Here is a 21,717-nt window from a genome sequence, read left to right as displayed (position 1 = left end):
TGCGCTGCGTCGCGATCGCTCGGGGTCAGCCATGGGCCGAGGCCCGTCGACGAATTCTTGCGCAGCCCATCCCCATCGAACGGGGCGGCGCGCCGAGAGCCTGAGAAGGCGACGGCCTCCGGTCTGTCGCCTCGAAACCGGGGCCTACTGCTGCGAATTCCCGTCCAGCGCGGGCGGACATGAGCGCCGCCGGTGCAGAGACGCGGAATCTTGCGCCGTCGGCGGAGGCGCCGAGGACGGCGTCCGCCATGGCGCGACGGATCGCCTCACGGTTCCTGGTCGGCTGCGCCGCGATCAGCATCTTCGCCCGCACCGTCGCCTGCGAGAAAATCTCCCGGAGTCCTTCCGGCTCATCGAACTCGAACGCGCATTCCACCGTCTGCGACCGGATCTGCCGGAAGCCGGCGCCAGAGAGCAGGTTCTCTGCGGTGGAAGGGTCGGCGAAGCGAAGGAAATCCGGCGCAGGCGGCGGCCTGGCGTCTGGATCGGCATGCCCATGCGCCGGGTTCAGGAACGGCGGGATGCGCCGCTGCGCGCTGACCGATGTCCGCGTGCACGCGCCGGGCGGGCCGGGATGGGCGCGTCGCGGGGGCTTCTGCGGGCCGGGAGAAGTCGAGCGTCGCGCCGACGCGGCCGGCAGGGCCGGCCCAGGAGCCGGGCACAGCGGCGGGCGCAGGCGGTGATCGCCGGATGCTGACCCGCCGCCCTGATCGCCGCCGATGGAGCCGGGACAGCCGACCTCGGCGCGGACCCGGCGGAGAGGGGAGACCGCGCGCCCGGCGCGATGGCCGTCGCCCTGATCGCGCGCCGCGCAAAAGCCGGCGACGCCATGGCGTTCACCGCGGGCCGCGCGGCGCCTTCATGGCCTCTGTCCCGCTCGAAGGATCTCCGCGCAGGCCGACGCGAGCGCCTCGAATGCAGCCGATCGCGCCGCGCCGCGCCGCCAGGCGAGCGCGATGCGCCTGGGATGGGCGCCGCGGATCGGGATCAGCGCCAGGTCATGGCCCTCCGCCACGCCGGCGCGCACGGCGATCTCCGGCAGCAGCGTGACTCCGGCCCGCGCCGCGACCATCGCCGCCAGCGTCGGCAGGCTGGTCGCCTCATAGGCCGCATCCTGTCGCAGCGCCTCGTCGCCGAAGGCCGAAAGCGCGTGGCGCTGCAGGCAATGGCCCCGCTCCAGCAGCAGCAGCGGACGGTCCGTCAGATCCCCGCCGTCGATCTCGTCGCGGTTGGCGAGCGGGTGGTCCTTTGGGCAGGCCAGCAGATAGCCGTCGTCGATGAGGGCGCGCGTCTCGGCGTCGCCCATGTCGTAGGGCAGCGCGACGATCGCCGCGTCGAGGCCGCCGTCGCGCAGGCCGGCGCGCAGATCGTCGCTGAGCCCCTCCTGCAGGCGAAGCCTCAGCCGTGGAAACCGCGCGCCGAGGCCGCCGACAAGCGCAGGAAACACATAGGGCCCGATGGTCGACGCCGCGCCGAGCCGCAGCATGCCGGCCAGAGGGTCGCTTTCGGTCGCGGCCTGCTCGACGAGCCCCTCCACGTCGCGAAGGATCGAGCGGGCGCGGACGGCCAGCGCCGCGCCCAGCGGCGTCATCGCCACATGGCGGCGGTCGCGCTCCGCCAGCGTCGCGCCGAGCGTCGTCTCAAGTTCCTTCAGCCCGGCGCTGAGCGTCGACTGCGTGACATGGATAGCCTCCGCCGCACGGCCGAAATGGCGCGAGTCGTCGAGCGCGACGAGGAACTCCAGCTGTCGAAGGGTGACGGGCGTGCGCATGGCAATCGAGATAGGCGATCACACTCGTAGATTCAATTCGTTTCTCTCGATTGAGTGGCGCTGGTAGCCATGACTGCGAAGCAACAAAGGATCACCGCCATGACCGACGCTCCCGCACTGCCGCGCCTGAACGAGCCGGCGCCGGATTTCGACGCCCCCACCACCCACGGCCGCCGCACGCTGGCCGACTATCGCGGCAAGTGGCTGGTGCTGTTCTCGCACCCGGCCGACTTCACGCCGACCTGCACCACCGAGTTCATCGCCTTCGCCGAGCGGGCCGACAGGTTCGCGGCGCTCAACTGCGAACTGCTCGGTCTGTCGATCGACAGCCATTACGCCCACATCGCGTGGATGCGGAACATCGAGGAGAAGTTCTCGGTCCACATCCCTTTCCCTATTATCGCCGACCTGTCGATGGCGGTCGCCTCGGCCTACGGCATGATCCAGCCCGGCGCCTCCGACACGGCGGCGGTGCGGGCCACCTTCGTCATCGACCCCGAGGGCGTGCTCCGCGCCATGGCCTACTATCCCATGTCCAACGGCCGCTCGGTGGACGAATTCCTGCGCCTGCTGGAGGCGCTTCAGACCTCCGACGCGCACAAGGTGGCGACGCCCGAGGGCTGGAAGCCCGGCGAAATGGTGATCGTGCCGCCGCCCGCCACCGCCGAGGCGGCGGAGGCCCGGATGGGCGAGCCCTACGACGTGACCGACTGGTACTTCGCCCGCCGCGCGCTCTGACGGCCCGCAGTCGTCATCGGGTCGCGCCCCCTGGCGCGGCCCGCCCCCGATCAGCCCCTCAAGGACGCCTCGCCATGCAGCCCAAACCCGTCGTGAAGAGCTTCTGGGACCGCCCGACCGGCAGCTGGCAGTATGTGTTTCACTGCCCGAACACCATGAAGGGCGCGATCGTCGACCCGGTGCTCGACTTCGACCCCCGCGCCGCCGCCATCGCCGCCGCGAACGCTCAGGCGATCCTCGCCTACGTCCGCGAGACCGGGATCGACGTCGCCTGGATCCTCGACACCCATCCCCACGCCGACCACTTCTCCGCCGCGCCGTGGCTGGCCGAGCGGCTGGGCGCCCCGCGCGCCATCGGCGAGCATGTCGTCAAGGTGCAGGCGCTTTGGAAGGGGCTGTACAACCTGCCCGACCTGCCCGGCGACGGCCGCCAGTGGGACAGGCTGCTCGCCGACGGCGAGACTTTCATGGTGGGCGAGATCCCCGTCAGCGTGATGTTCTCTCCCGGCCACACCCTCGCCTCGGTCACCTGTGTCGCCGGCGACGCGGCCTTCGTCCACGACACGCTGATGATGCCCGACAGCGGCACGTCGCGCGCCGACTTCCCCGGCGGCTCCTCGTCCGACCTGCACGCCTCGATCACGCGCATCCTGGCGCTGCCGGACGCGACGCGCGTCTTCGTCGGCCACGACTACGCGCCGAAAGGCCGCGAGGCCCGGTGCGAGAGCACGGTGGCCGAGCAGAAGGCCGCCAACATTCATCTGCGCGACGGCTTCGACCGCGCCGCCTTCATCGCCACGCGCGACGCGCGGGACGCGACCCTGCCGCTGCCGAAGCTGATGCTCGCGGCGCTGCAGGTGAACATCCGCGGCGGGCGCCCGCCCGAGGCTGAAGCCGACGGCCATCGCTACCTGAAGATCCCGCTCGACCGCTTCGCGCCGCGCGGCGAGGACTGACGCGGCCTCAGCCCGCCTTGCGCGCGACGAGAAAGCGCGCGGGCGGGCGCTCGGGGAAGACGCCGCGCTCGAGTATCGCGAAGCCCGCGTCCTCCACGGCGCGGTCCAGCGTGGCGATCTGGTGGAACTGGAGCGGCGGGGCGACGCCGAACGCCTTCAGCCCGCGCACCGCGACCCGCGCCAGCCGCCATCCCGGCTCGCCGATGCAGACCGTCTTGGAGATCAGCAGGCCTCCCGGCTTCAGCCGATGCGAGATCGCCGCCAGCGCGCCGGGCAGGTCGGGCATGAGCTGCAGGAAGTTGAAGGCGAGCGCCGCGTCGTAGGGGCCGGGGACGGCGCCGGCGTCGAACAGGTCGGCCTGCGTGAAGGCGACGGTCGCTGCGCCCTCGACTTCGGCCTTCTCCCGCGCGATGGCGATCATGCCTGCGGAGAAATCCGTGGCGTCGATGCGCGCCGCAGCGCCGGCCAGCGCCAGCGCGGTGGTCCCCGTGCCGCAGCCGAACTCCACCACGGCGTCCGAGGGCGAGAGCCAGGCGGCCGTCCGCTCAAGCGTGCGGGCGTAGGCGGCGGCGTCGCGCACCGGGCGCGCGGCGTAGCGCCTTGCGAGACGGTCCCAGAACGCCGCGCTCACGTCGCCGTCCCCGCGGCGCAGCCGGGCGCGTCGCGCTGCGGCAGGGCGAGCAGGGCTGCGAGCGCGGCGTTGTCGTCCACCAGATCCGCCAGGGTCAGCCGGTCGAGTTCGCAGTAGAACGCCTCCAGCGCCCGAGACAGCGCGCCGCGCAGGCGGCAGGCCGCGGGCAGGGGGCAGGTGTTGCCCGTCGCCGCCATGCATTCCGCGAAGGGGACATCGGCCTCGAAGCGTCTCAGCACGGCCCCGACCGAGATTTCCCGCGCGGGGCGGGCGAGGCGGAGGCCGCCGCCGCGCCCGCGGGCTGTGGCGAGCAGCCCCGCCTCCGCAAGCCTGCTCACCACCTGCGCGACATGGTTGACCGAGGCGTTGCAGGCCGACGCGACGTCCCGCGCCTGCACCGTCCGGTCGACGTTCACCGCGCACTGCATGAGCGTGCGCATCGCGAGATTGCTTCGCATGGTGAGCCGCATGGGCGCTCCCTCCTCGGGGCGCCTCCGCGCCGCGGACGACATTTAATCTTGTACGGAAGATGTGGAATTGACCTGCGTCAAGGGCGCGACCCGACGAACCGGCGAGAGAGCGTGGAGACAGGAACAGGCTCGAACGATGTCGGTGATCCCAGCGGTCGAAACCTCGCGAGAAATGGCTTGCGATCACGGCGCCCTTGCGCGCGGGACGCTCGACGCGCTTGCGGAGCCGGCGCGCAGGCCGCTGCGCCGGGCCGCCGCGCTGGGCGTCGCGGCCGGGCTGCTGTGGCCGGCGCAGGCGGCTGCGCTCGCATGGGCGCTCGCATGGGCGCTCTCCGGCGCGCTCTCCGACGCTCCGACGGGCTCTCTCTGGAACGGCGCCGCCGCGCCCTGGATCGCCCTTTGCGCCTTCGCGGCGCTGGGGCTGGCGCGCGCCGGGCTCGCCTCGGCGGGACAGGCCCGCGCGTTCCGCGCCGCCGAAGGGCTGGTCGGGTCGCTGCGCGCAGGTCTGGTCGAGCGCGCGGGCCGGGGCTCCGCCAACGGGTCCGCCGGTCCCGGGGCGCTTGCGGCGCTGGCCGGTGAGAAGCTCGACCTGCTGGCTCCGTGGCTCACGCGCTACGGGCCGGCGCGGGCGCGCGCCATGGTCCTGCCGCCGGCGATCCTTGCGCTCGCGCTCAGCCAGTCCTGGGCCGTGGCGCTGGTGCTGCTGGTGGCCGGCCCGCTGATCCCGGTGTTCATGGCGCTGGTCGGCATCGCGGCGAGGGAGGCGAGCCGGCGGCAGATGGTCGAGGTCGGCGCGCTCAACGACCTGCTGGTGGACAGGCTGTCCGCCCTGCCGGACCTGCGGCTTCTGGATGCGCAGGACCGGGCCGGCGCCGATTTCGCTAGGGCCGCGGAGGCGCTGCGCGCGCGCACGATGGCGGTGCTGGCGGTGGCGTTCCTCTCCTCCACGGTGCTTGAGCTCTTCGCGGCGATCGGCGTGGCGATGGTGGCGGTCTGGTGCGGCTTCAGCGTGCTGGGCGTGATCGGCTGGGGCGGCTGGTCGGGCGGCGTGACGCCCTTCGCGGCGATCTGGCTTCTGCTGCTGGCGCCGGAGTTCTTCCAGCCCCTGCGCGATCTCGCCGCCGCCTGGCACGACCGCGCCGCCGCCGAGGCCGTCGCGGCGGAGCTCGCGGCGCTGGAGAACGGGACGTCGCGCCCTCTGCTCGGCGCCGGCGCCGCCGCCGCGCCCCTCGACGGCCCGGCTGCGATCCGCTGGCGCGGGCTCCGGCGCGGCTCGATCCGCTGGCCCGACGGCGACATCGCGCCGGGCGAGCGCGTCGCCCTCGTCGGGCCTTCCGGTTCCGGCAAGACCACGCTGCTGAGGCTCGTCGCGGGCCTTGACCGGCCGGACGCCGGCGCGATCGAGGTCGCGGGCCGCGCGCTGGATGACGCGTGCGCCGACGCCTGGCGCGCGCGCCTCGCCTTCGCGCCCCAGACGCCCGCCTTCGCCGACGAGAGCCTGCGCCGCATCCTGACCGACGGCAGGTTGGGGACGAACGCCGAAGCCGACGCGGCGGCGCTCGCGCCCGCGCTGGCGGCGGCGGGTGCGGCGGGCGTGGTCGCGACCCTGCCGCGGGGCCTGCTGGCGCGGCTCGGCGAGAGCGGCGCTGGCCTGTCTGGCGGCGAGGCGCGGCGCATCCTGCTCGCCCGCGCGCTGCACGCCCGGCCGGACGTGCTCCTCGCCGACGAGCCGACCGCCGACCTCGACGCCGCGACGGCGGCGACCGTGGCGGAGGGGCTTCTGGCGCTGGCCGCGACCGGCGCGACGCTGATCGTCGCCACCCACGACGCCGCGCTCGCCGCGCGCATGGACCGCGTCATCGCGGCGGCGGGGCGCTGATGCGCGCGATCCTCGCCGTGTTCCGCGCCATCCTGCGCGCCGAGCGCGCCGCCTTCCTGCGCGGCGCGGCGCTGGCGGTCTGCGTCGCGGCGATGGGCGCGGCGCTGCTGGGCCTGTCGGGCTGGTTCATCGTCGCCGCAGGCGCGGCGGGGCTGGCGGGCGCCGGCGCGATGTTCGACGTGTTCCGCCCGTCGGCGGCGGTGCGCTTCCTCGCGCTGGGCCGCGCGGCGGCGCGCTACGGCGAACGGCTGCTGACCCATGACGCGACGCTGCGCGCGCTGACGGCCCTGCGCGTGCGGCTGCTGGCGCGCCTCGCGGCGGCCCCCTTCGCCAAGCTGGAGCGGCTGCGCGGGGCGCAGGCGCTCAACCGGCTGACGGCGGACGTCGACGCGCTCGACGGCGCGCCGCTGCGGCTGATCCTGCCCGTGGCGGCGGGCGCGGCGACGCAGGTCGCCGCCGGGCTGGCGCTCGGCTGGCTCGCGGGCCCGGCGATCGGTCTCTGGGTCGCCGGCCTGCATCTGGCCGGCGGCGGGGCGGCGCTGCTCATCGGGGCGCAGGCCGCCCGCGCCCCCGCGCGCCGCGCCGAGCGCGCGCTGCAGGCGCTGCGCGCGCGCGTCGTCGGGCTCGTCAGGGCGCGGGAGCAGCTCGCGGCGGCGGGGCGGCTCCCGGCGCAGATCGCCCATGCGCTTGACGCCGACCGCCGGCGCCGGACCGACCGCGCGCGGCTCGACCGGATCGAGCGGCGCGCGGGCCTCGCGCTCGACGCGCTGACGCTGGCGGCGGCCTGCGGCGCGCTGGCGCTGGGGCTGGCGGCGGTGGCGTCGGGAACGCTCGATCCCGCCCGCGCGGCGCTAGGCCCCTTCGTCGCGCTGGCGCTGGCCGAGACCCTCGCCCCGCTCCGTCGCGCCGTCGCCGACTACGGCCGCATCGCGGACGCCGCGGGCCGCGTCGCGCCGGAACTCGGCGGCGGGACTGCGCCCGCCTCGCCCGCCGCGGCGCCAGGGCGCGTCGCCGGCGCCGCCGCGCTGGCGCTGGACAGGGTGCGCTTCTCCCGCCCCGGCGCGGCGGCGCCCGTGCTTGCGGGCCTCTCGTTGCGCCTCGCGCCGGGCGAGACGCTCGCGCTGACGGCGCCGAGCGGCGGCGGCAAGAGCACCGTGCTCGCGCTCTGCGCCGGGATGCTGGCGCCGGACGCCGGCGCCGTCCGACTTTTCGGCCGCGACCTCGCCGCATGGCCCGAACCTTCGCTGCGCGCGACCGTCGCCATGGTTCCGCAGCGGCCGGCGCTGATGCGCGGGACTGTGCGCGAGGCCCTGCGCCTCGCCGCGCCGCGGGCCGACGACGCGACGCTGCGCGACGCGCTGGAGACCGTTGCGCTCTGGCCCGCTGTCGCGCTGCGCGGCGGTCTCGATCTCGCGCTGGGCGACCGCGGGGCCGGCCTCTCGGGCGGCGAGCACCGTCGTCTCGCGCTGGCGCGCGCCCTGCTGCGCCGCCCGGCGGCGATGCTGCTGGACGAACCGACGGAGGGGCTTGAGGCGGCGACGGCGGCCAAGGTGCTGGCGGGGCTGCGCGCGGCCCTGCCGGACGCCGCCTTCATGATCGCGGCGCATCGGCAGGCCGAGGTCGCTTGGGCGGACCGGATTCTGCCGCTCTAAAAATCATTCATTCCGAATACATGTTTTTGATCCGGATCAACGCGAGGGCCCGGCGGACCCCCTAAGCCTGAATGCGTATCTGCGGGGCGCCTTTCGGCTCGCCCTCTGCGCTGGGAGGTTTTCGTATGGAGATCGGGATCGTCGAGCTGTCACGGCTGCAGTTCGCCATGACCGCCATGTATCACTTCCTGTTCGTGCCGCTGACGCTCGGTCTGTCGATCATCGTCGCGATCATGGAGACCGTCTATGTCATGACGGGCCGCCCGATCTGGCGCCAGATGACCAAGTTCTGGGGCACGCTGTTCGGCATCAACTTCGTGCTGGGCGTCGCCACCGGCATCACCATGGAGTTCCAGTTCGGCATGAACTGGAGCTACTACAGCCACTACGTCGGCGACATCTTCGGCGCGCCGCTCGCCATCGAAGGGCTGATGGCCTTCTTCCTCGAGGCGACTTTCGTCGGCCTGTTCTTCTTCGGCTGGGACAAGCTGTCGAAGGTCCAGCATCTCGTCGTCGCCTGGCTGGTCGCCATCGGCTCGAACTTCTCCGCGCTGTGGATCCTCATCGCCAACGGCTGGATGCAGAACCCGGTCGGCGCCGAGTTCAACCCGATGACCATGCGCATGGAGATGACCTCGTTCTTCGAGGTGATGTTCAACGAGGTCGCGCAGGCCAAGTTCGTGCACACCGTCTCGGCCGGCTACGTCACGGCGGCGGTGTTCGTGCTGGGCGTCTCGGCCTGGTATCTGCTGCAGAACCGCCATGTGGACCTCGCGCGGCGCTCCATCGCGGTGGCGGCGTCCTTCGGGCTGGCCTCAGCGCTGTCGGTCGTCGTGCTCGGCGACGAGTCGGGCTACTCGGCGACCCACAGCCAGAAGATGAAGCTCGCCGCAATCGAGGCGATGTGGGAGACCGAGCCCGCCCCGGCCCCGTTCACCGTCTTCGGCTTCCCCGATCAGGCGGCGCGCGAGACGCACTATGCGGTGCACATCCCCTTCGCCATGGGGCTGATCGGCACCCGCTCGCTCGACACCCAGATCCCCGGCATAGCTGAGCTGGTGGCGCAGGCCGGGGACCGCATCCGCTCGGGCCTCGTCGCCTATGACGCGCTGATGGACGTGCGCGCGCTGCGCGAGGCGACGCCGGCCGAGACGCGCGCGACCTTCGACGCCCACGCCGGCGATCTCGGTTTCGCCTTCCTGCTGAAGAAATACGTCGACGACCCGCGCGACGCGACCGAGGCGCAGATCGCGCTGGCCGCCGGCGACACCGTGCCCACCGTCTGGCCGCTGTTCTGGGCGTTCCGGGTGATGGTGGCGCTGGGCTTCGCGTTCATCGCGACCATGGCCTACTTCTTCTGGCGGGCCTCGTTCTGCGGGATGCGGTTCCCGCGACCGGCGCTCTGGCTGGCTGTGGCGATGATCCCGGCGCCCTGGATCGCGGCCGAGATGGGATGGTTCGTCGCCGAGTTCGGCCGCCAGCCCTGGACCGTGGACGGCGTGCTGCCCACCGCGATGTCCGTCAGCCACCTGTCGGTCACAGAGCTTGCGCTGACGCTGGCCGGCTTCGTCGCCTTCTACACCGTGCTGTTCGTCATCGAGATGGCGCTGATGCTGAAGTTCATCCGCAAGGGCCCCTACCTCGACGTCGCCGAGACCGAAAGCTGGCGGGCCGCGCGCCGCGACCGCCTCGCGCCTTCCGCCATCGCAACTCCCGCGGAGTGACGGCCATGATCCTGCATGAACTGATGTCCTACGAGCTTCTGCGCCTGATCTGGTGGGTGCTGCTGGGGGTGCTGCTGATCGGCTTCGCGCTGACCGACGGCTTCGACATGGGCGTGGGCGCGCTGCTGCCCTTCGTCGCCGGCTCGGACGTGGAGCGCCGCGTCGTCATCAACACCGTCGGCCCGGTGTGGGAGGGCAACCAGGTGTGGTTCATCCTCGGCGGCGGCGCGATCTTCGCCGCCTGGCCGCCGCTCTACGCCGTCAGTTTCTCGGGCTTCTACCTCGCGATGTTCCTGGTGCTGGCGGCGCTGATCGTGCGCCCCGTGGCCTTCAAGTACCGCTCCAAGCGCGAGGGCGCCGCGTGGCGGGCGCGCTGGGACTGGGCGCTGTTCGTCTCCGGCGCGGCCCCCGCGCTGCTGTTCGGCGTCGCGGTCGGCAACGTGATGCAGGGCGCGCCGTTCCGCCTGACCGACGACCTGCATTCGATCTACGAGGGCGGCGCGCTGTGGAAGCTTCTCGCGCTGCTCGACCCGTTCTCGCTGCTGGCGGGCGCCGTGTCGCTCGCGCTGCTGACCATGCACGGCGCGGCCTGGCTCACGCTGAAACTGGAGGACGGCGCGGTGCGCGACCGGGCGCGGGCCTACGGCTCGACCGCCGCGCTTGTCGCCGTGGGCGGCTACCTGCTTGCCGGGCTGTGGCTCGCCATCGGGATCGACGGCTACCGGCTGGTCGGCGCGGTCGTGACCGACGGCCCGTCAAACCCGCTGCATTCCGAAGTCGCGCGCGGCGCATCGTGGCTCGTCGCCTACGCCGAGCGGCCGTGGATCGCGGTCGCGCCCGCCATGGGCGTCGCCGGCGCGCTGCTGACCTTCAGGGGCCTTCGCGCCGGTCGGGAGGTGACGACGCTGCTGGCCTCCAAGATGGCCATTCTCGGGGTGATCGCCTCGGTGGGGCTGACCATGTTTCCCTTTATCCTGCCGTCCTCGATCGACCCGCGCTCGTCGCTGACGGTCTGGGACAGCTCGTCCTCGCACCTGACGCTGTTCGTGATGCTGGTCTCCACGGCGATCTTCCTGCCGCTGATCCTGCTCTACACCGCCTGGGTCTACCGGGTGCTGTGGGGAAAGGTCACGGAACGCGACGTCGTCGACAACGGCCACGCGCTCTACTGAAAAAGGACTGTCACGATGTGGTATTTCGCCTGGGCCCTCGGCCTGCCGCTCGCCGCGATGTTCGCCGTCGTCAACGCCATGTGGCTGGAGATGCGCGAGGACGACGCGATGGCCGCGGCGTTCGAATCCGGAGAGCCGCGTGATGACCGAAGCTGACGCCGCCCCCGCCGCGCGCCGCCGCTTCCTCGGCCTCGCCGCCGCCGCGCTCGCCGCCGCCGCCGCCGCGCCCCTTGAGGCGCAGCCGGTCGGGACCAGCGCCCGCATCCTGATCCTTGGCGCCGGCGCGGCGGGGATCACCGCCGCCAACCAACTCGCCCGCCGGGTGGAAGGCGCCGCGATCACGCTGGTGGACCCGCGCCGCGAGCACCTCTACCAGCCCGGTCTGTCGCTGGTGGCGACGGGGCTGAAGCCCGAGGGCTACGTGCTCAGCCGCACGCGCGAGTGGCTTCCCGCCGGCGTGACGCTGGTCGAGGAGGCCGTCGCCGCCATCGACCCGGAGGCGCGGCGAGTGACTACCGACGCCGGCCGCGCGCTCGGCTATGATTTCCTGATCGTGGCGCTGGGCCTGGCGCTGGACGACGACGCCATCGAGGGCTTCTCGCGCGACATGATCGGGACAAACGGCCTCGGCGCGCTCTATGGCGGGCCGCAGGACGCCGCGCGCACCTGGGCCGCCGTCTCGGCCTACGCCGAGAAGGGCGGGCTCGCCGTCTTCACACGGCCCGCGACCGAGATGAAATGCGCCGGCGCGCCGCTCAAGCACTGCTTTCTGGTGGACGACATCGCCAGCCGCGGGGCCGCCGGCGCGCGGCGCGAGATCCTCTACGCCGCGAACAACAAGGCGCTGTTCTCCGTGCCGATCGTCTCGGAGAAGGTGCGGATGCTGTTCGAGACGCGCCGCATCGGCGCCGTCCACGATCACGTCCTGAAGGCGATCGAGCCGGGCCGCCGCATCGCCACTTTCGCGACGCCCGAAGGCGACGTCGAGATCGGCTACGACTACCTCCATGTCATCCCGCCCCAGCGCGCGCCGCGGCCCGTGCGCGAGTCGGGCCTGAGCTGGGCCGACCGCTGGACCGATCAGGGCTGGGTCGAGGTCGACCCGCACAGCCTGCGCCACCGCCGTTATCCGGAGGTTTTCGCCGTGGGCGACGTCGCCGGCGTGCCCAAGGGCAAGACCGCGGCCAGCGTGAAGTGGCAGGTTCCGGTGATGGTCGATCACCTCGTCGCCGCGCTTCAGGGCCGCGAGGGAACCGCGCGCTATGACGGCTACACCTCCTGTCCGCTCATCACCCGCGTCGGCCGCGCGATGCTGGTGGAGTTCGACTACGCCAACAATCTCGCGCCCTCGTTCCCCGGCGTCATCGCGCCGCTGGAGGAGCTGTGGATCAGCTGGCTGATCAAGGAGCTGGCGCTGAAGCCGACCTACCTCGCCATGCTGCGCGGCGACGCCTGAGAGGAGCCCGCCATGAAGGATCTGACCCTCGGCATGGTGATCGCGGTCTGGGAGGAGATGTTCGGCCCGGCCCTGTTCTGGGGCATGGCCGGCGCCGCCGCGGTCGTCACCCTGCTCTACCTCTACGTGCTGATCCGCGACCGCCGCGTGTCGTGGCGCAAGTTCCTGCTGGCGCAGCTCGCGATGCCCTTCGGCGCGGCGGCGGCGGTGGGCTTCGTCTGGCGCATCACCCATTCCGGCCTGCGCGACGTCGGGGGGCCGGTGGACGTCATCGTGCTGATGGGCGTCGCCGCGGCCGGGGCCGTGGGCGCCGCCGTGCTCGTCTACACCGCCCAGTCGCTGGTGCGGCGACCCGCCGCCGAAGAATAGGAGCATCGCGCCATGGCCGACATCGCCGCCGCGCCCAGACCTGGCCCCGGACCCGCGCCCCTGTCCCATGGCCGGCTGGAGCACTTCCCCGTCACCTTCTTCGCCATCGTCATGGGCCTGATGGGCCTGGCGCTGGCCGTGCACGCCGCATCGAAGGCCTACGGCCTGGGCCATCAGGCCTTCGAGGTCGTCCTCGCCGCCGCCGTCGGGTCGTTTGCGCTGATCTTGCTCGGCTATCTCGCTAAGGCGCTGCGCCACCCGGCGGCCATGGCGGCCGAATGGGCGCATCCGGTGCGGATCGCCTTTTTCCCGGCGATCTCCATCTCGACCCTGCTGCTGGCCACCGCGCTGCTGCCCGTCGCCCCCGGCGTGGCCGACTGGGTGTGGATGCTCGGCGTCGCCGCGCAGGGTGCGCTCGCGCTGGCCGTGATCGGCGCCTGGATCGGGCATCGCCCGTTCCAGACCCCGCATCTGTCGCCCGCCTGGTTCATCCCGGCCGTGGGCAACGTGATCGTCCCCATCGCCGGCGTCCCGCTCGGCCATGTCGAGCTGTCATGGCTGTTCTTCTCGGCGGGGCTCATGTTCTGGGTCGTGCTGCTCACGCTGGTGGTCAACCGGCTGATGTTCCATGAGCCGATGCCCGGCAAGCTGGCGCCGACGCTGACCATCCTGATCGCGCCGCCCGCCGTCGCCTATGTCGCCTGGCTGCGGCTGGCGGGCGAGCCGGGCGCCTTCGGCCACATCCTGCTGAGCCTCGGCTACGTCTTCGCGCTGATCGTGCTGATGCAGGTCGGTCGCTTCCGGGGCATTCCCTTCGCGCTGTCGTGGTGGGCGCTGTCCTTCCCGGTCGCCGCGCTCTCCATCGCCAGCTTCGCCCATGCCGGCGCCGCCCAGTCCGAAGCGCATCGCCTGATCGGCGCGGGGCTGCTGGCGCTGCTGGCCGCCATCGTCGCCTTCCTGCTCGCACGCACCCTCTATGCAATCGCCACCCGCGGCATCTGCGTCCCTGAATGACGTCGCCGCCGGGCGCCTCCCCGATGCGACAACCACCGACCCGAAAGGAACCGACCATGAGATCCCTCGTCCTCGCCGCCGCCCTGTCGCTCGCCGCCTTCGCCGGCGCCGCCGAAGGGCCCCGCAAGCCGCAGTCGCTCGGGCTGTCGGCCCCGATCGTCGCGCTGACGCCGGTTCTCGTCGCCAACATGGACGCGCTCGATCTCGACGCGGCCCAGAGGGCTGAAGTGCGGTCGCACCTCGCCGCCATGCCCGCGAAACGCATGGCCTTCGAGGACGAGACGGTCGCCCTGCGCGTGACGCTCCGGGAGGCGATCCTGACAGGCGCGCCGCAGGCCGAGCGGGAGGCGCTGGCCGCCCGCATCGGCGCGGCCGAGACCCGGTTGCTGCTCATGCGATCGGGATGCGCCGACAAGTGGCGCGCGCTGCTCAGCCCCGAACAGTTCAAGTCCCTCGTCACCCTCGCCGCCGGCTGACGCCGACTGGGCGTCCCGACCGGCGGGGCGCCCCTGAACCTCGCAATCCACCGTTCACATCGAAAAGGACCAGCTCGATGAAAAAGTTCCTGCTCCCCCTCCTCGCCGCCGCCGCGATGGCCGGCGCCGCCCATGCCGACGACGACCGGCTCGTGACGGTCGTGACCGCGCCCGAGCCCCAGACCCAGCTCATGGCGATGGTGCTGACGATGCAGGCCGTCCAGCAGGGCGCGCAGGCGCATGTGCTGCTCTGCGGTCCGGGCGGCGACCTTGCGCTGCGCGACGCGCCCGAGACCGCCACCGCGCCGCAGCCGCCGCGCGACATGAGCCCCCAGGGCCTGCTGCGCGCGATCATGCAGAAGGGCGCGACGGTCGAGGTCTGCGCGATCTATCTCCCCGGCCTCCGAGCGCAGCCTGACGTGCTGATCGAGGGCGTCGGCGTCGCGGCGCCGCCCGCGATGGCCAAGGCCATGATGGACGACGACGCCCGCGTCTGGTCGTTCTGAAGGGAGGGGAGACCATGCGGCCAATGCTCAGAACCTGCGCGCTCGCGCTCTCCCTGCTCGCGGCGGCGGCGCCGGCCCTCGCGGCCGACGCGCCGACCGACCCGGCCCGGCAGACCAGTTGGGGCCTCTACCTCACCGCGACGGAGGCCGCCGCCATGAAGCGCGACCTTGGCGACGCGGTGCTCTTTGTGGACGTGCGCGACCCCGTCGAGATCATGTTCACCGGCTTCGCGCCGCTGGTGGACGTGAACATCCCGTTCCTTCTGTCGGACCCGACGCGGTGGCACGCGAGCAAGCCGGTGTTCGCGATGGATCGCAATCCGTCCTTCGCCGAGGCCGTTCTCGCGGCGCTCGCGGCCCGCGGGCTTGACCGCGCGGCGCCCGTCATCCTCATGTGCCGTTCGGGCGGGGAGCGCGGCGCGCCCTCGGCCGCCGCGCTCGAAGGGCTCGGTCTGGCGGCGGTCCATGTCGTGGTGGACGGGTTCGAGGGCGCAACCTCGAAGGCGTCGCCGGACAACCCGGTCCGCAACGTCGACGGCTGGAAGAACTCGGGCCTGCCCTGGGGCTATGCCCTCGACCGCGAGAAGATGTTCGTTCGGAGCAAGTGATCGGAGGCCGACATGAAGATCGAGCAGACGCCGACCGGCGTGCTGGAGCACTGGACGGCGCAGGAGCTGTCGCAGGCGTTCGAGCAGGCGGAGGTGGTGGTCATCGACGTGCGCACGCCGCAGGAATACGGTTTCGAGCACATCGAGGGGGCGCTTCTCGCCCCCATGGCGCAGTTCAAGCCCAGCAACCTGCCGACCCAGACCGACAAGCGCATCGTGTTCCACTGCGGCTCGGGCGTGCGGTCGCGGCGCGTGGCGGAGGCCTGCGCGGCGGCGGGGTGGACGCGGACCGCCCATCTCGAGGGCGGCTTCGCGGCGTGGAAGGCCGCCGGCCTGCCTTATCTGTCCATCGATCCAGCGACCGGCGCCCCGCGCCGGTCCGCGGCGAAGTGACGGGCCGCCCGGCGCCCCGGACCGGCCCCGGCTCCGCCCGTTCGCGGGTCGCCGGGATCGGGGCCGGGATCGGGGCAGGGGTCGGCGCCTGGGCGGGCGTCGCGATCGGCGCCGGGCTCGGCCCCGTGGACGGGATCGTGTTCGGGATCGCGACCGGCGCCGCCTCGGCGCCGCCGGTCGCACCGTCGTCCGGTCGGGCGCGATGACGGCCATGCCGGATCGCGACGACGCCGACCTGCCGATCGACCTCCGGCCCGCGGAGGAGGCGGACGCGGCCGCGCCGCCGCGTCGGCGCGGCTGGTTTCGTTGGCGTTACCTGCTTGTACTGCTCATTCCGCCGTTCATGTTCACGGGCGCGGTGATCGGCTTGTACTACCAGCCGCCCGGGCTGCAGAAATTCTATGCGCTGACCGGACTGCAGCCGGGCGGCGGATCGCCGAACCCCATCGCGCTGCCCCCCGATATCGAGATGCCGCGGGCGCTCGCCGAGACGCTGCTGCCCACCGACGTCGTGGGTCTGGCGCGCCTCATGCCGCGCGGCGACGTCGCCATCGTGGCCGCGCCCTACGGCGCCGGCGACGCGCGCGTGGCGGAGATCATGGTCTCGATCGGCGACGGCGCCGCCCGCGGCCAGGTCGTCGCCCTGCTCGACAACCGCCAGGCGCTGGAGGCGGCGGTCCTCACCGCCGACGCCGCGCTCGCCGTGGCGCAGGCCAGTCTCGGCCAGACCCGCAGCGCCGTGGCCGCGAGCCGCGCGGAGGCCGAGGCGGCCCTCGACCAGGCGCGCGCCGCCGCCCGCGAGGCGCGGACCGAACTGGCGAGGACCGAGAACCTCGCCGCGCGCGGCGTCGCCACCGGCGCGGTGCTCGATGCGGCCCGCACGGCGGCGGAGGACGCGACGCTGGCCGTGACGCGGGCCGAGGCGACGCTGGCGCGCTATGGGTCGGGCGCGCTCGACGACCAGCCCGACGTCGTCGTGGCGGCTCGCAATGTCTTCGCCGCCGAGGCGGAGCTCGCGCGCGCGCGCCTCGATCTGGGCCGTTCCGAGGTGCGGGCGCCGATCGACGGCGTGATCCTCGACATCCACGCGACGCCCGGCCAGCGCCCGCCGGCCGAGGGCGTCATGGAGATGGGCGACACCAGCGCGATGATGGCCGAGGTCGAGGTCTGGCAGGACCGCATCGGCGCCGTCGCCGTCGGCCAGCCGGTGGAGTTCGCCGCCGGCGCGCTCGCTCGGTCCCTGCGCGGCCGGGTCGAGAGCATCGGCCTCACCGTGGGGCGCCAGGGGCTGATCTCCGACGACGCGGCGGCCAACTCCGACGCAAGGGTGATCCGCGTCCTGGTCGCGCTCGACGCCGAGTCCACTGGCCTCGCCGCCCGGCTGGTCGGCCTCGAGGCGGTCGCGCGCATCGACACCGGCGCCGGCGCACGGGCCGCGCCATGAGCGGGCTGCTGCAACGGCTGTTCGGTCGGATGCCGATCGGCTGGCTGCAGCTGACCCACCGGCGCGGGCGCTTCATCGCGGCGCTGGCGGGCGTCGCCTTCGCCAATGTGCTGGTCTTCGTGCAGCTCGGCATCATGAACGCGATGGCGGCGGCGACGCTGCGGCCCTACGACTTCTTCGTGGCCGACGTCATGATCTCCGCCGGCGACGCCAACGCGTTGAACGAGGGCGGCAACGTCGCAAGGCAGTGGATGCTGCAGGCCTTCGCCGACCCCGACGTGGTCGCCGGCATGGGGCTGTTCGTCGGCACGGCGCCCTGGGACCGGGGGGAGAAGGACATCAGCCTCAACACCCTCGGCGTCGACCCCGCCCAGCCGCGCTTTCTCGCGCCCGAGATCGCCGCCGACGCGGCGCTGCTGAAGCTGCAGGGCGCCGCCATCCTCGACCGACGCGCGCGCGGCCTGCCGCGCGAGGAGGCGGCCGCCATCCGCCCGCAGACGCCCCGCTCGTTCGAGACCGAGGGCCGCACCGTGACGGCGATGACCACCTTCGCCGGCGGCGGCGGGTTCGGCGGCGACGGCTACATGATCGTCTCCGACCAGACGTTCCTCTCGCTGTTTCCCGCGCGCCGCTCCGGCGCGCCCGACCACATCCTGCTGCAGCTGCGCCGGGGCGCGGACGCGACGGCGGTCGCCGCGCGGCTGCGCACGCTGATCTCCGACGACAGCCTGCGCATCCGCGCCTATGCCGACGCCGCGCAGGAGGATCTGCGCTACCAGCAGACGCGCCGGCCCACCGGGATCATCTTCGGCTTCGGCGTCCTGATCGGCGTCCTCGTCGGCCTCGTGATCGTCTATCAGGTGCTTTCGGCCGACGTCGCCGACCATCTGCGCGAATACGCGACTTTCAAGGCGATGGGCTACGGTCCGATGTTCTTCGCCGGCGTGGTCGTGGAGGAGGCGCTGGTGCTGGGGCTTCTCGGCTTCGCGCCGGGGCTGGTCTTCGGCGCCGCGATCCTGTCGCTGATGGGCGCGCTCACCACCCTGCCGCTCACGATGACGCCGGGCATGGCGGTCACGGTGTTTCTGGGCACGGTGCTTTTCTCGGTCCTGTCGGGGATCGTCGCCACGCGGCGGCTTGCGGCGGCGGACCCCGCCGATCTTTTCTGAGGCGCGGCGTGGACGGCGAGATCATCGTCGAGGCCCGCGGGCTGAACCACTGGTTCGGCGCCGGCGAGGCGCGCAAGCAGGCGCTGTTCGACATCGACCTCGCGCTCCCGCGCGGCGGCCTGACCGCGCTCATAGGACCGTCGGGGTCGGGCAAGACGACGGTGCTCACCCTGATCGGCTGCCTGCGCGCGGTGCAGGACGGCTCGCTGCGCCTGATGGGGCATGAGCTTCGGGGCGCGGGGGAGGCGGAGCTGACCGCCCTGCGCCGGCGGCTCGGCTTCATCTTCCAGTCCCACAACCTGCATGAGAGCCTGACGGCGCGGCAGAACGTCATGATGGGCGCGCAGGTCCGCCCCGGCGTGCCGGACGATCTCGCGAGCCGCGCCGCCACGCGCGCCCTCGGCCTCGTCGGCCTGTCGGACAGGGCGGACTACCTGCCGGCGAACCTCTCCGGCGGCCAGAAGCAGCGCGTCGCCGTGGCGCGCGCGCTCGTCGGCGCCCCCGCGCTGGTGCTCGCCGACGAGCCGACCGCCGCGCTGGACAGGGACAGCGCCGGCGAGGTCGTCGACCTGCTGAAGCGGCTCGGCCGCCGGCGGGCGACGACGACGCTGCTCGTGACCCACGACAACCGCATCCTCGACCGCGCCGACCGCATCCTCACCCTGGAGGATGGGCGGATCGTGTCATGAGCGCGCCGGCGCGGCGCCCTCAGGCGTCGTCGCGCGCCGGGAGAGACCGGCCCGGCGGCGCCATGGCCCGAGACCAGCGCGAACCGCAGCGCGCCTGCGCATCGATGGGAGCGGAGGGAACCCGTTGACGGTCAAAGACGCGTCCGGTGGTGGGAGGGGTGGGAATCGAACCCACTGTGAGTCTCCTCGACGGATTTACAGTCCGCTGCTCTACCTTAGAGCATCCCTCCCGCCGGCCGGGATATTGGAAGGGGCGGGGGGCGTCAAGACGGGGGAGGCAGACGCCTGCGCCGGCGCGGATGGTCGAAGCCGCCGCCGTCGAGCCGGTCGCCGCAGGCGATCCGTGCGTCGCCCCGCTCCGGTTTTTCGGTCGACCAGCCATGGTCGCGCTCCGGCGCCTCCCGCGCCGCCGCGCCGGTCATCTCGCCCACCATCGCTGGCCGCTTCTGCGCAGCGTCGCCGGAACCGCCTGAAAGCAGGTCGAACGCAGGGTTCTTCGCATCGACTGGGGTTGAGCCGCGCCTCGCGAGCACACTCGCCTCGCAGCCCGCCGCCACGAGCGTTTCGCGGCGGCGGCGCGCAGGCTTCACTTCGGCAGGTCGCCGACGACGCCCTGGACGAAGTAGCCCATGCTCAGCAGGTGCGCGTCGCTCGCGGTCTCGCCCTCGGGCACCTGCACGGCGCCGTCGCGGTCCACCACCGGGCCCTCGAACGGGTGCGTGCGGCCGAGCCGGATGGCGCGCTCGAGGTCAGCCGCCTCGACGGCTACCTCGTAGGGCATGTTCCAGTAGGGCGCCATCACCACCTCGCCCTCGGCGAAGCCCGCCCAGGAGTTCGTGCTTTCCCATGTGCCGTCAAGCACCTGCCCGACGCGCTTCACATAGTAGGGCGCCCAGTCGTCGATGATCGCGGTCATGTGCGCCTCGGGGCCGAAGCGGCGCATGTCCGACGCCTGCCCGAAGGCCAGCGCGCCGGCCTCCGCCGCCGCCTGCACCGGCGCGGGGCTGTCGGTGTGCTGCATGATGACGTCGATCCCCTGCGCGATCAGCGCCTTGGCTGCGTCGGCCTCGCGACCGGGATCGTACCATGAATTGACCCAGGTCACGGTCATCTCGACGTCCGGGTTGACTTTCTGCGCGGCCAGCGTCGCCGCGTTCACGCCCATGATGACTTCGGGAATGGGGAAGGAGGCGATGTAGCCGATCCTGTTGGTCCTCGTCATGCGGCCCGCGATCGTGCCGATCACCGCGCGCCCCTCGTAGAAACGGGCGTTGTAGATGGCGAGGTTCGCGGCGGTCTTGTAGCCCGTGGCGTGCTCGAACTTCACGTCGGGAAACTGTTCTGCGATCTTGGCGGTGGCGTCCATGTATCCGAAAGACGTCGTGAAGATGAGGCCATGGCCCGACGCGGCGAGCTGGCGGATCACGCGCTCGGCGTCGGCCCCCTCCGGCACGCTTTCGACATAAGTCGTTTCGACGCGGTCGCCGAAGGCTTGCTCGACGGCGAGCCGTCCTTGATCGTGCTGATAAGTCCAGCCGAAGTCGCCGATCGGCCCGACATACACGAAACCGACCTTCAACTCCTGTGCTGCGGCGGATGTTGCAACAAGGCCGACGGCGAGTGCTGCGAGTGTTCTACGCATGGATGCTCCTTTTAGCGGTCAGGTCGGAAGGGTCTGCCAAGGCAGGCGGGCGCGTTCGCGCGGGTCAGCGCCTTGTCGCGAGAGATGACGACCAGCGCCGCGATCGTCGCCAGATAGGGCGCCATCGCCAGAAATTGACTGGGAATCGCAAGGGCTTGCCCATAGAACTGCGCCTGCGTCACGGCGGCGAACAGGTAGGCGCCGGCCACCAGGCGGCCCGGCCGCCACGTCGCGAACACCACCAGCGCCAGCGCGATCCAGCCTCGCCCGGCCGTCATGTTCTCGCCCCACATCGGCGTGTAGGCGATTGATATGTAAGCGCCGCCAAGCCCCGCCATGGCGCCGCCGAACAGCACTGCCGCATATCGCGTCGCCGTCACTGGCAGCCCGAGCGCATGGGCGCTGCCATGGCTGTCTCCCACCGCCCGCAACGCCAGCCCCGCCCGCGTCCGGTAGAGAAACCACGCGACGCCCCCGGCCATCGCCAGCGCCAGATAGGTCATCGGGTCGTGACCGGTGATGACCCGCGTCAGCGCCGTCGCGTCCCACACGGGAAGTTTCGCAAGGCTGTCCAGCGGTTGGCCGATGAAGGGCTGTCCGACGAGGCCGGAGGCGCCGATGCCGAAGATGGTCAGCGCCAGCCCGGTGGCGGCCTGGTTGGCCATCAGCGAGATCGCCAGAACCGCGAAGACGAGCGCCATCGCGACGCCCGCCCCGGCCCCGGCGAGCGCGCCAAGCAGATGCGAACCGGTGGCGCTCGTCGCGGCGAAGGCGGTCACGGCGCCCATCAGCATCATGCCTTCGAGCCCGAGGTTCAGCACGCCCGAGCGCTCCGCCACCAGCTCGCCGGTGGCGGCGAAGAGGAACGGCGTCGCGGCGATCATCACCGATATGAGAAACGGTTCCATAGGGTCAGCCTCCACGCCCGACGCGCGCGGCCTGTCCCGCCGGCGCCCTG

Annotated in this window: 23 protein-coding genes and 1 tRNA gene; 17 read left to right on the top strand and 7 right to left on the bottom strand. The window is 72.5% G+C overall.

Translation table 11 applies throughout. From position 1 onward, the window contains the following. Positions 1-859 precede the first annotated feature (859 nt). A complete protein-coding gene (locus BLW43_RS05800) occupies positions 860-1,771 on the bottom strand; it encodes a hydrogen peroxide-inducible genes activator (RefSeq protein ID WP_093250224.1) in 912 nt (303 codons plus the stop codon). Positions 1,772-1,870: 99 nt separating this feature from the next. Here BLW43_RS05800 and BLW43_RS05795 point away from each other — a divergent pair, with 99 nt between their 5' ends. Beyond that, positions 1,871-2,509, top strand: coding sequence for a peroxiredoxin (locus BLW43_RS05795; RefSeq protein ID WP_093250215.1), 639 nt, complete (start codon positions 1,871-1,873; stop codon positions 2,507-2,509). A gap of 74 nt (positions 2,510-2,583) precedes the next feature. Continuing rightward, a complete protein-coding gene (locus tag BLW43_RS05790) occupies positions 2,584-3,465 on the top strand; it encodes an MBL fold metallo-hydrolase (protein ID WP_093250212.1) in 882 nt (293 codons plus the stop codon). A 7-nt stretch (positions 3,466-3,472) separates the two neighbouring features. Here the strand turns inward: BLW43_RS05790 and BLW43_RS05785 are convergent, their stop codons facing one another. Then, a complete protein-coding gene (locus BLW43_RS05785; protein ID WP_093250209.1) occupies positions 3,473-4,096 on the bottom strand; it encodes a class I SAM-dependent DNA methyltransferase in 624 nt (207 codons plus the stop codon). After that, positions 4,093-4,566 carry an RrF2 family transcriptional regulator gene (locus tag BLW43_RS05780; RefSeq protein ID WP_093250206.1) on the bottom strand — a complete coding sequence of 158 codons (474 nt, stop codon included), beginning with the start codon at positions 4,564-4,566 and terminating at the stop codon, positions 4,093-4,095. The genes BLW43_RS05785 and BLW43_RS05780 overlap by 4 nt, the downstream gene beginning before the upstream one ends. Positions 4,567-4,738: 172 nt before the next feature. On the opposite strand from BLW43_RS05780, the gene BLW43_RS05775 reads away from it, so the two are divergent. The 15 genes from BLW43_RS05775 (at position 4,739) to BLW43_RS05700 (ending at position 19,117) form a co-directional block, all read left to right on the top strand. After that, positions 4,739-6,445 (top strand): ATP-binding cassette domain-containing protein, encoded by a 1,707-nt coding sequence (locus tag BLW43_RS05775; RefSeq protein ID WP_093251529.1) that lies wholly within the window; start codon positions 4,739-4,741, stop codon positions 6,443-6,445. Then, positions 6,445-8,097, top strand: a complete 1,653-nt coding sequence (locus tag BLW43_RS05770; protein ID WP_093250204.1) for an amino acid ABC transporter ATP-binding/permease protein — start codon at positions 6,445-6,447, stop codon at positions 8,095-8,097. The genes BLW43_RS05775 and BLW43_RS05770 overlap by 1 nt, the downstream gene beginning before the upstream one ends. Positions 8,098-8,222: 125 nt before the next feature. Continuing rightward, positions 8,223-9,821, top strand: a complete 1,599-nt coding sequence (locus BLW43_RS05765; RefSeq protein WP_093250201.1) for a cytochrome ubiquinol oxidase subunit I — start codon at positions 8,223-8,225, stop codon at positions 9,819-9,821. A gap of 5 nt (positions 9,822-9,826) precedes the next feature. Beyond that, on the top strand, positions 9,827-10,993 hold the full coding sequence (gene cydB / locus BLW43_RS05760; RefSeq protein WP_093250198.1) for a cytochrome d ubiquinol oxidase subunit II: 1,167 nt from the start codon (positions 9,827-9,829) through the stop codon (positions 10,991-10,993). Between the two features lie 15 nt (positions 10,994-11,008). Beyond that, the gene (gene cydX / locus BLW43_RS05755; RefSeq protein ID WP_093250196.1) at positions 11,009-11,149 is read left to right on the top strand and encodes a cytochrome bd-I oxidase subunit CydX; all 141 of its coding nucleotides are present in this window, start codon (positions 11,009-11,011) and stop codon (positions 11,147-11,149) included. Continuing rightward, positions 11,136-12,449 carry an NAD(P)/FAD-dependent oxidoreductase gene (locus BLW43_RS05750; RefSeq protein WP_093250193.1) on the top strand — a complete coding sequence of 438 codons (1,314 nt, stop codon included), beginning with the start codon at positions 11,136-11,138 and terminating at the stop codon, positions 12,447-12,449. Before cydX ends, BLW43_RS05750 begins: the two co-directional genes overlap by 14 nt. Before the next feature lie 12 nt (positions 12,450-12,461). Next, the gene (locus BLW43_RS05745) at positions 12,462-12,818 is read left to right on the top strand and encodes a DUF5368 domain-containing protein (protein ID WP_093250190.1); all 357 of its coding nucleotides are present in this window, start codon (positions 12,462-12,464) and stop codon (positions 12,816-12,818) included. A 12-nt stretch (positions 12,819-12,830) separates the two neighbouring features. Further along, positions 12,831-13,832: an SLAC1 anion channel family protein gene (locus BLW43_RS05740; protein ID WP_093250188.1), complete on the top strand. Its 1,002-nt coding sequence runs from the start codon at positions 12,831-12,833 to the stop codon at positions 13,830-13,832. Between the two features lie 56 nt (positions 13,833-13,888). Then, positions 13,889-14,308 carry a hypothetical protein gene (locus tag BLW43_RS05735; RefSeq protein ID WP_093250185.1) on the top strand — a complete coding sequence of 140 codons (420 nt, stop codon included), beginning with the start codon at positions 13,889-13,891 and terminating at the stop codon, positions 14,306-14,308. A 77-nt stretch (positions 14,309-14,385) separates the two neighbouring features. Next, positions 14,386-14,814, top strand: coding sequence for a DsrE family protein (locus BLW43_RS05730; RefSeq protein WP_093250182.1), 429 nt, complete (start codon positions 14,386-14,388; stop codon positions 14,812-14,814). 14 nt (positions 14,815-14,828) lie between these two features. Then, positions 14,829-15,422, top strand: coding sequence for a rhodanese-like domain-containing protein (locus BLW43_RS05725; protein WP_093250180.1), 594 nt, complete (start codon positions 14,829-14,831; stop codon positions 15,420-15,422). Between the two features lie 12 nt (positions 15,423-15,434). Next, on the top strand, positions 15,435-15,815 hold the full coding sequence (locus tag BLW43_RS05720; RefSeq protein ID WP_093250176.1) for a rhodanese-like domain-containing protein: 381 nt from the start codon (positions 15,435-15,437) through the stop codon (positions 15,813-15,815). Positions 15,816-16,026: 211 nt separating this feature from the next. After that, entirely contained in the window at positions 16,027-17,259 is a 1,233-nt protein-coding gene (locus tag BLW43_RS05710; RefSeq protein ID WP_175478776.1) for an HlyD family efflux transporter periplasmic adaptor subunit, read from the top strand. Further along, positions 17,256-18,428, top strand: coding sequence for an FtsX-like permease family protein (locus tag BLW43_RS05705; RefSeq protein ID WP_093250168.1), 1,173 nt, complete (start codon positions 17,256-17,258; stop codon positions 18,426-18,428). Before BLW43_RS05710 ends, BLW43_RS05705 begins: the two co-directional genes overlap by 4 nt. Positions 18,429-18,436: 8 nt before the next feature. Then, positions 18,437-19,117 (top strand): ATP-binding cassette domain-containing protein, encoded by a 681-nt coding sequence (locus BLW43_RS05700; protein ID WP_175478775.1) that lies wholly within the window; start codon positions 18,437-18,439, stop codon positions 19,115-19,117. A gap of 147 nt (positions 19,118-19,264) precedes the next feature. On the opposite strand, the gene BLW43_RS05695 is transcribed toward BLW43_RS05700, so the two are convergent. The 4 genes from BLW43_RS05695 to BLW43_RS05680 all read right to left on the bottom strand — a co-directional run bounded on the left by BLW43_RS05695 (position 19,265) and on the right by BLW43_RS05680 (position 21,667). Further along, positions 19,265-19,348 (bottom strand) — tRNA-Tyr (locus tag BLW43_RS05695). Between the two features lie 32 nt (positions 19,349-19,380). Next, entirely contained in the window at positions 19,381-19,551 is a 171-nt protein-coding gene (locus BLW43_RS23390; protein WP_175478774.1) for a hypothetical protein, read from the bottom strand. A 152-nt stretch (positions 19,552-19,703) separates the two neighbouring features. After that, entirely contained in the window at positions 19,704-20,759 is a 1,056-nt protein-coding gene (locus BLW43_RS05685; protein WP_093250160.1) for a BMP family ABC transporter substrate-binding protein, read from the bottom strand. An 11-nt stretch (positions 20,760-20,770) separates the two neighbouring features. After that, on the bottom strand, positions 20,771-21,667 hold the full coding sequence (locus BLW43_RS05680) for an ABC transporter permease (RefSeq protein ID WP_093250157.1): 897 nt from the start codon (positions 21,665-21,667) through the stop codon (positions 20,771-20,773). Positions 21,668-21,717 lie beyond the last annotated feature (50 nt).

This window comes from Rubrimonas cliftonensis (assembly GCF_900107585.1).
In the GTDB taxonomy this organism is placed as follows: Bacteria; Pseudomonadota; Alphaproteobacteria; order Rhodobacterales; family Rhodobacteraceae; genus Rubrimonas; species Rubrimonas cliftonensis.
This window is presented reverse-complemented; position numbering and strand designations above follow the sequence as displayed.

Bases quoted from the DNA above. Each gene is read 5' to 3' on its own strand.
- BLW43_RS05800 (WP_093250224.1), bottom strand. From the start codon at position 1,771: ATGCGCACGCCCGTCACCCTTCGACAGCTGGAGTTCCTCGTCGCGCTC.
- BLW43_RS05795 (WP_093250215.1), top strand. From the start codon at position 1,871: ATGACCGACGCTCCCGCACTGCCGCGCCTGAACGAGCCGGCGCCGGAT.
- BLW43_RS05790 (WP_093250212.1), top strand. From the start codon at position 2,584: ATGCAGCCCAAACCCGTCGTGAAGAGCTTCTGGGACCGCCCGACCGGC.
- BLW43_RS05780 (WP_093250206.1), bottom strand. From the start codon at position 4,566: ATGCGGCTCACCATGCGAAGCAATCTCGCGATGCGCACGCTCATGCAG.
- BLW43_RS05775 (WP_093251529.1), top strand. From the start codon at position 4,739: ATGGCTTGCGATCACGGCGCCCTTGCGCGCGGGACGCTCGACGCGCTT.
- BLW43_RS05770 (WP_093250204.1), top strand. From the start codon at position 6,445: ATGCGCGCGATCCTCGCCGTGTTCCGCGCCATCCTGCGCGCCGAGCGC.
- BLW43_RS05765 (WP_093250201.1), top strand. From the start codon at position 8,223: ATGGAGATCGGGATCGTCGAGCTGTCACGGCTGCAGTTCGCCATGACC.
- cydB (WP_093250198.1), top strand. From the start codon at position 9,827: ATGATCCTGCATGAACTGATGTCCTACGAGCTTCTGCGCCTGATCTGG.
- cydX (WP_093250196.1), top strand. From the start codon at position 11,009: ATGTGGTATTTCGCCTGGGCCCTCGGCCTGCCGCTCGCCGCGATGTTC.
- BLW43_RS05750 (WP_093250193.1), top strand. From the start codon at position 11,136: ATGACCGAAGCTGACGCCGCCCCCGCCGCGCGCCGCCGCTTCCTCGGC.
- BLW43_RS05745 (WP_093250190.1), top strand. From the start codon at position 12,462: ATGAAGGATCTGACCCTCGGCATGGTGATCGCGGTCTGGGAGGAGATG.
- BLW43_RS05740 (WP_093250188.1), top strand. From the start codon at position 12,831: ATGGCCGACATCGCCGCCGCGCCCAGACCTGGCCCCGGACCCGCGCCC.
- BLW43_RS05735 (WP_093250185.1), top strand. From the start codon at position 13,889: ATGAGATCCCTCGTCCTCGCCGCCGCCCTGTCGCTCGCCGCCTTCGCC.
- BLW43_RS05730 (WP_093250182.1), top strand. From the start codon at position 14,386: ATGAAAAAGTTCCTGCTCCCCCTCCTCGCCGCCGCCGCGATGGCCGGC.
- BLW43_RS05725 (WP_093250180.1), top strand. From the start codon at position 14,829: ATGCGGCCAATGCTCAGAACCTGCGCGCTCGCGCTCTCCCTGCTCGCG.
- BLW43_RS05720 (WP_093250176.1), top strand. From the start codon at position 15,435: ATGAAGATCGAGCAGACGCCGACCGGCGTGCTGGAGCACTGGACGGCG.
- BLW43_RS05710 (WP_175478776.1), top strand. From the start codon at position 16,027: ATGCCGGATCGCGACGACGCCGACCTGCCGATCGACCTCCGGCCCGCG.
- BLW43_RS05705 (WP_093250168.1), top strand. From the start codon at position 17,256: ATGAGCGGGCTGCTGCAACGGCTGTTCGGTCGGATGCCGATCGGCTGG.
- BLW43_RS23390 (WP_175478774.1), bottom strand. From the start codon at position 19,551: ATGGTGGGCGAGATGACCGGCGCGGCGGCGCGGGAGGCGCCGGAGCGC.
- BLW43_RS05685 (WP_093250160.1), bottom strand. From the start codon at position 20,759: ATGCGTAGAACACTCGCAGCACTCGCCGTCGGCCTTGTTGCAACATCC.
- BLW43_RS05680 (WP_093250157.1), bottom strand. From the start codon at position 21,667: ATGGAACCGTTTCTCATATCGGTGATGATCGCCGCGACGCCGTTCCTC.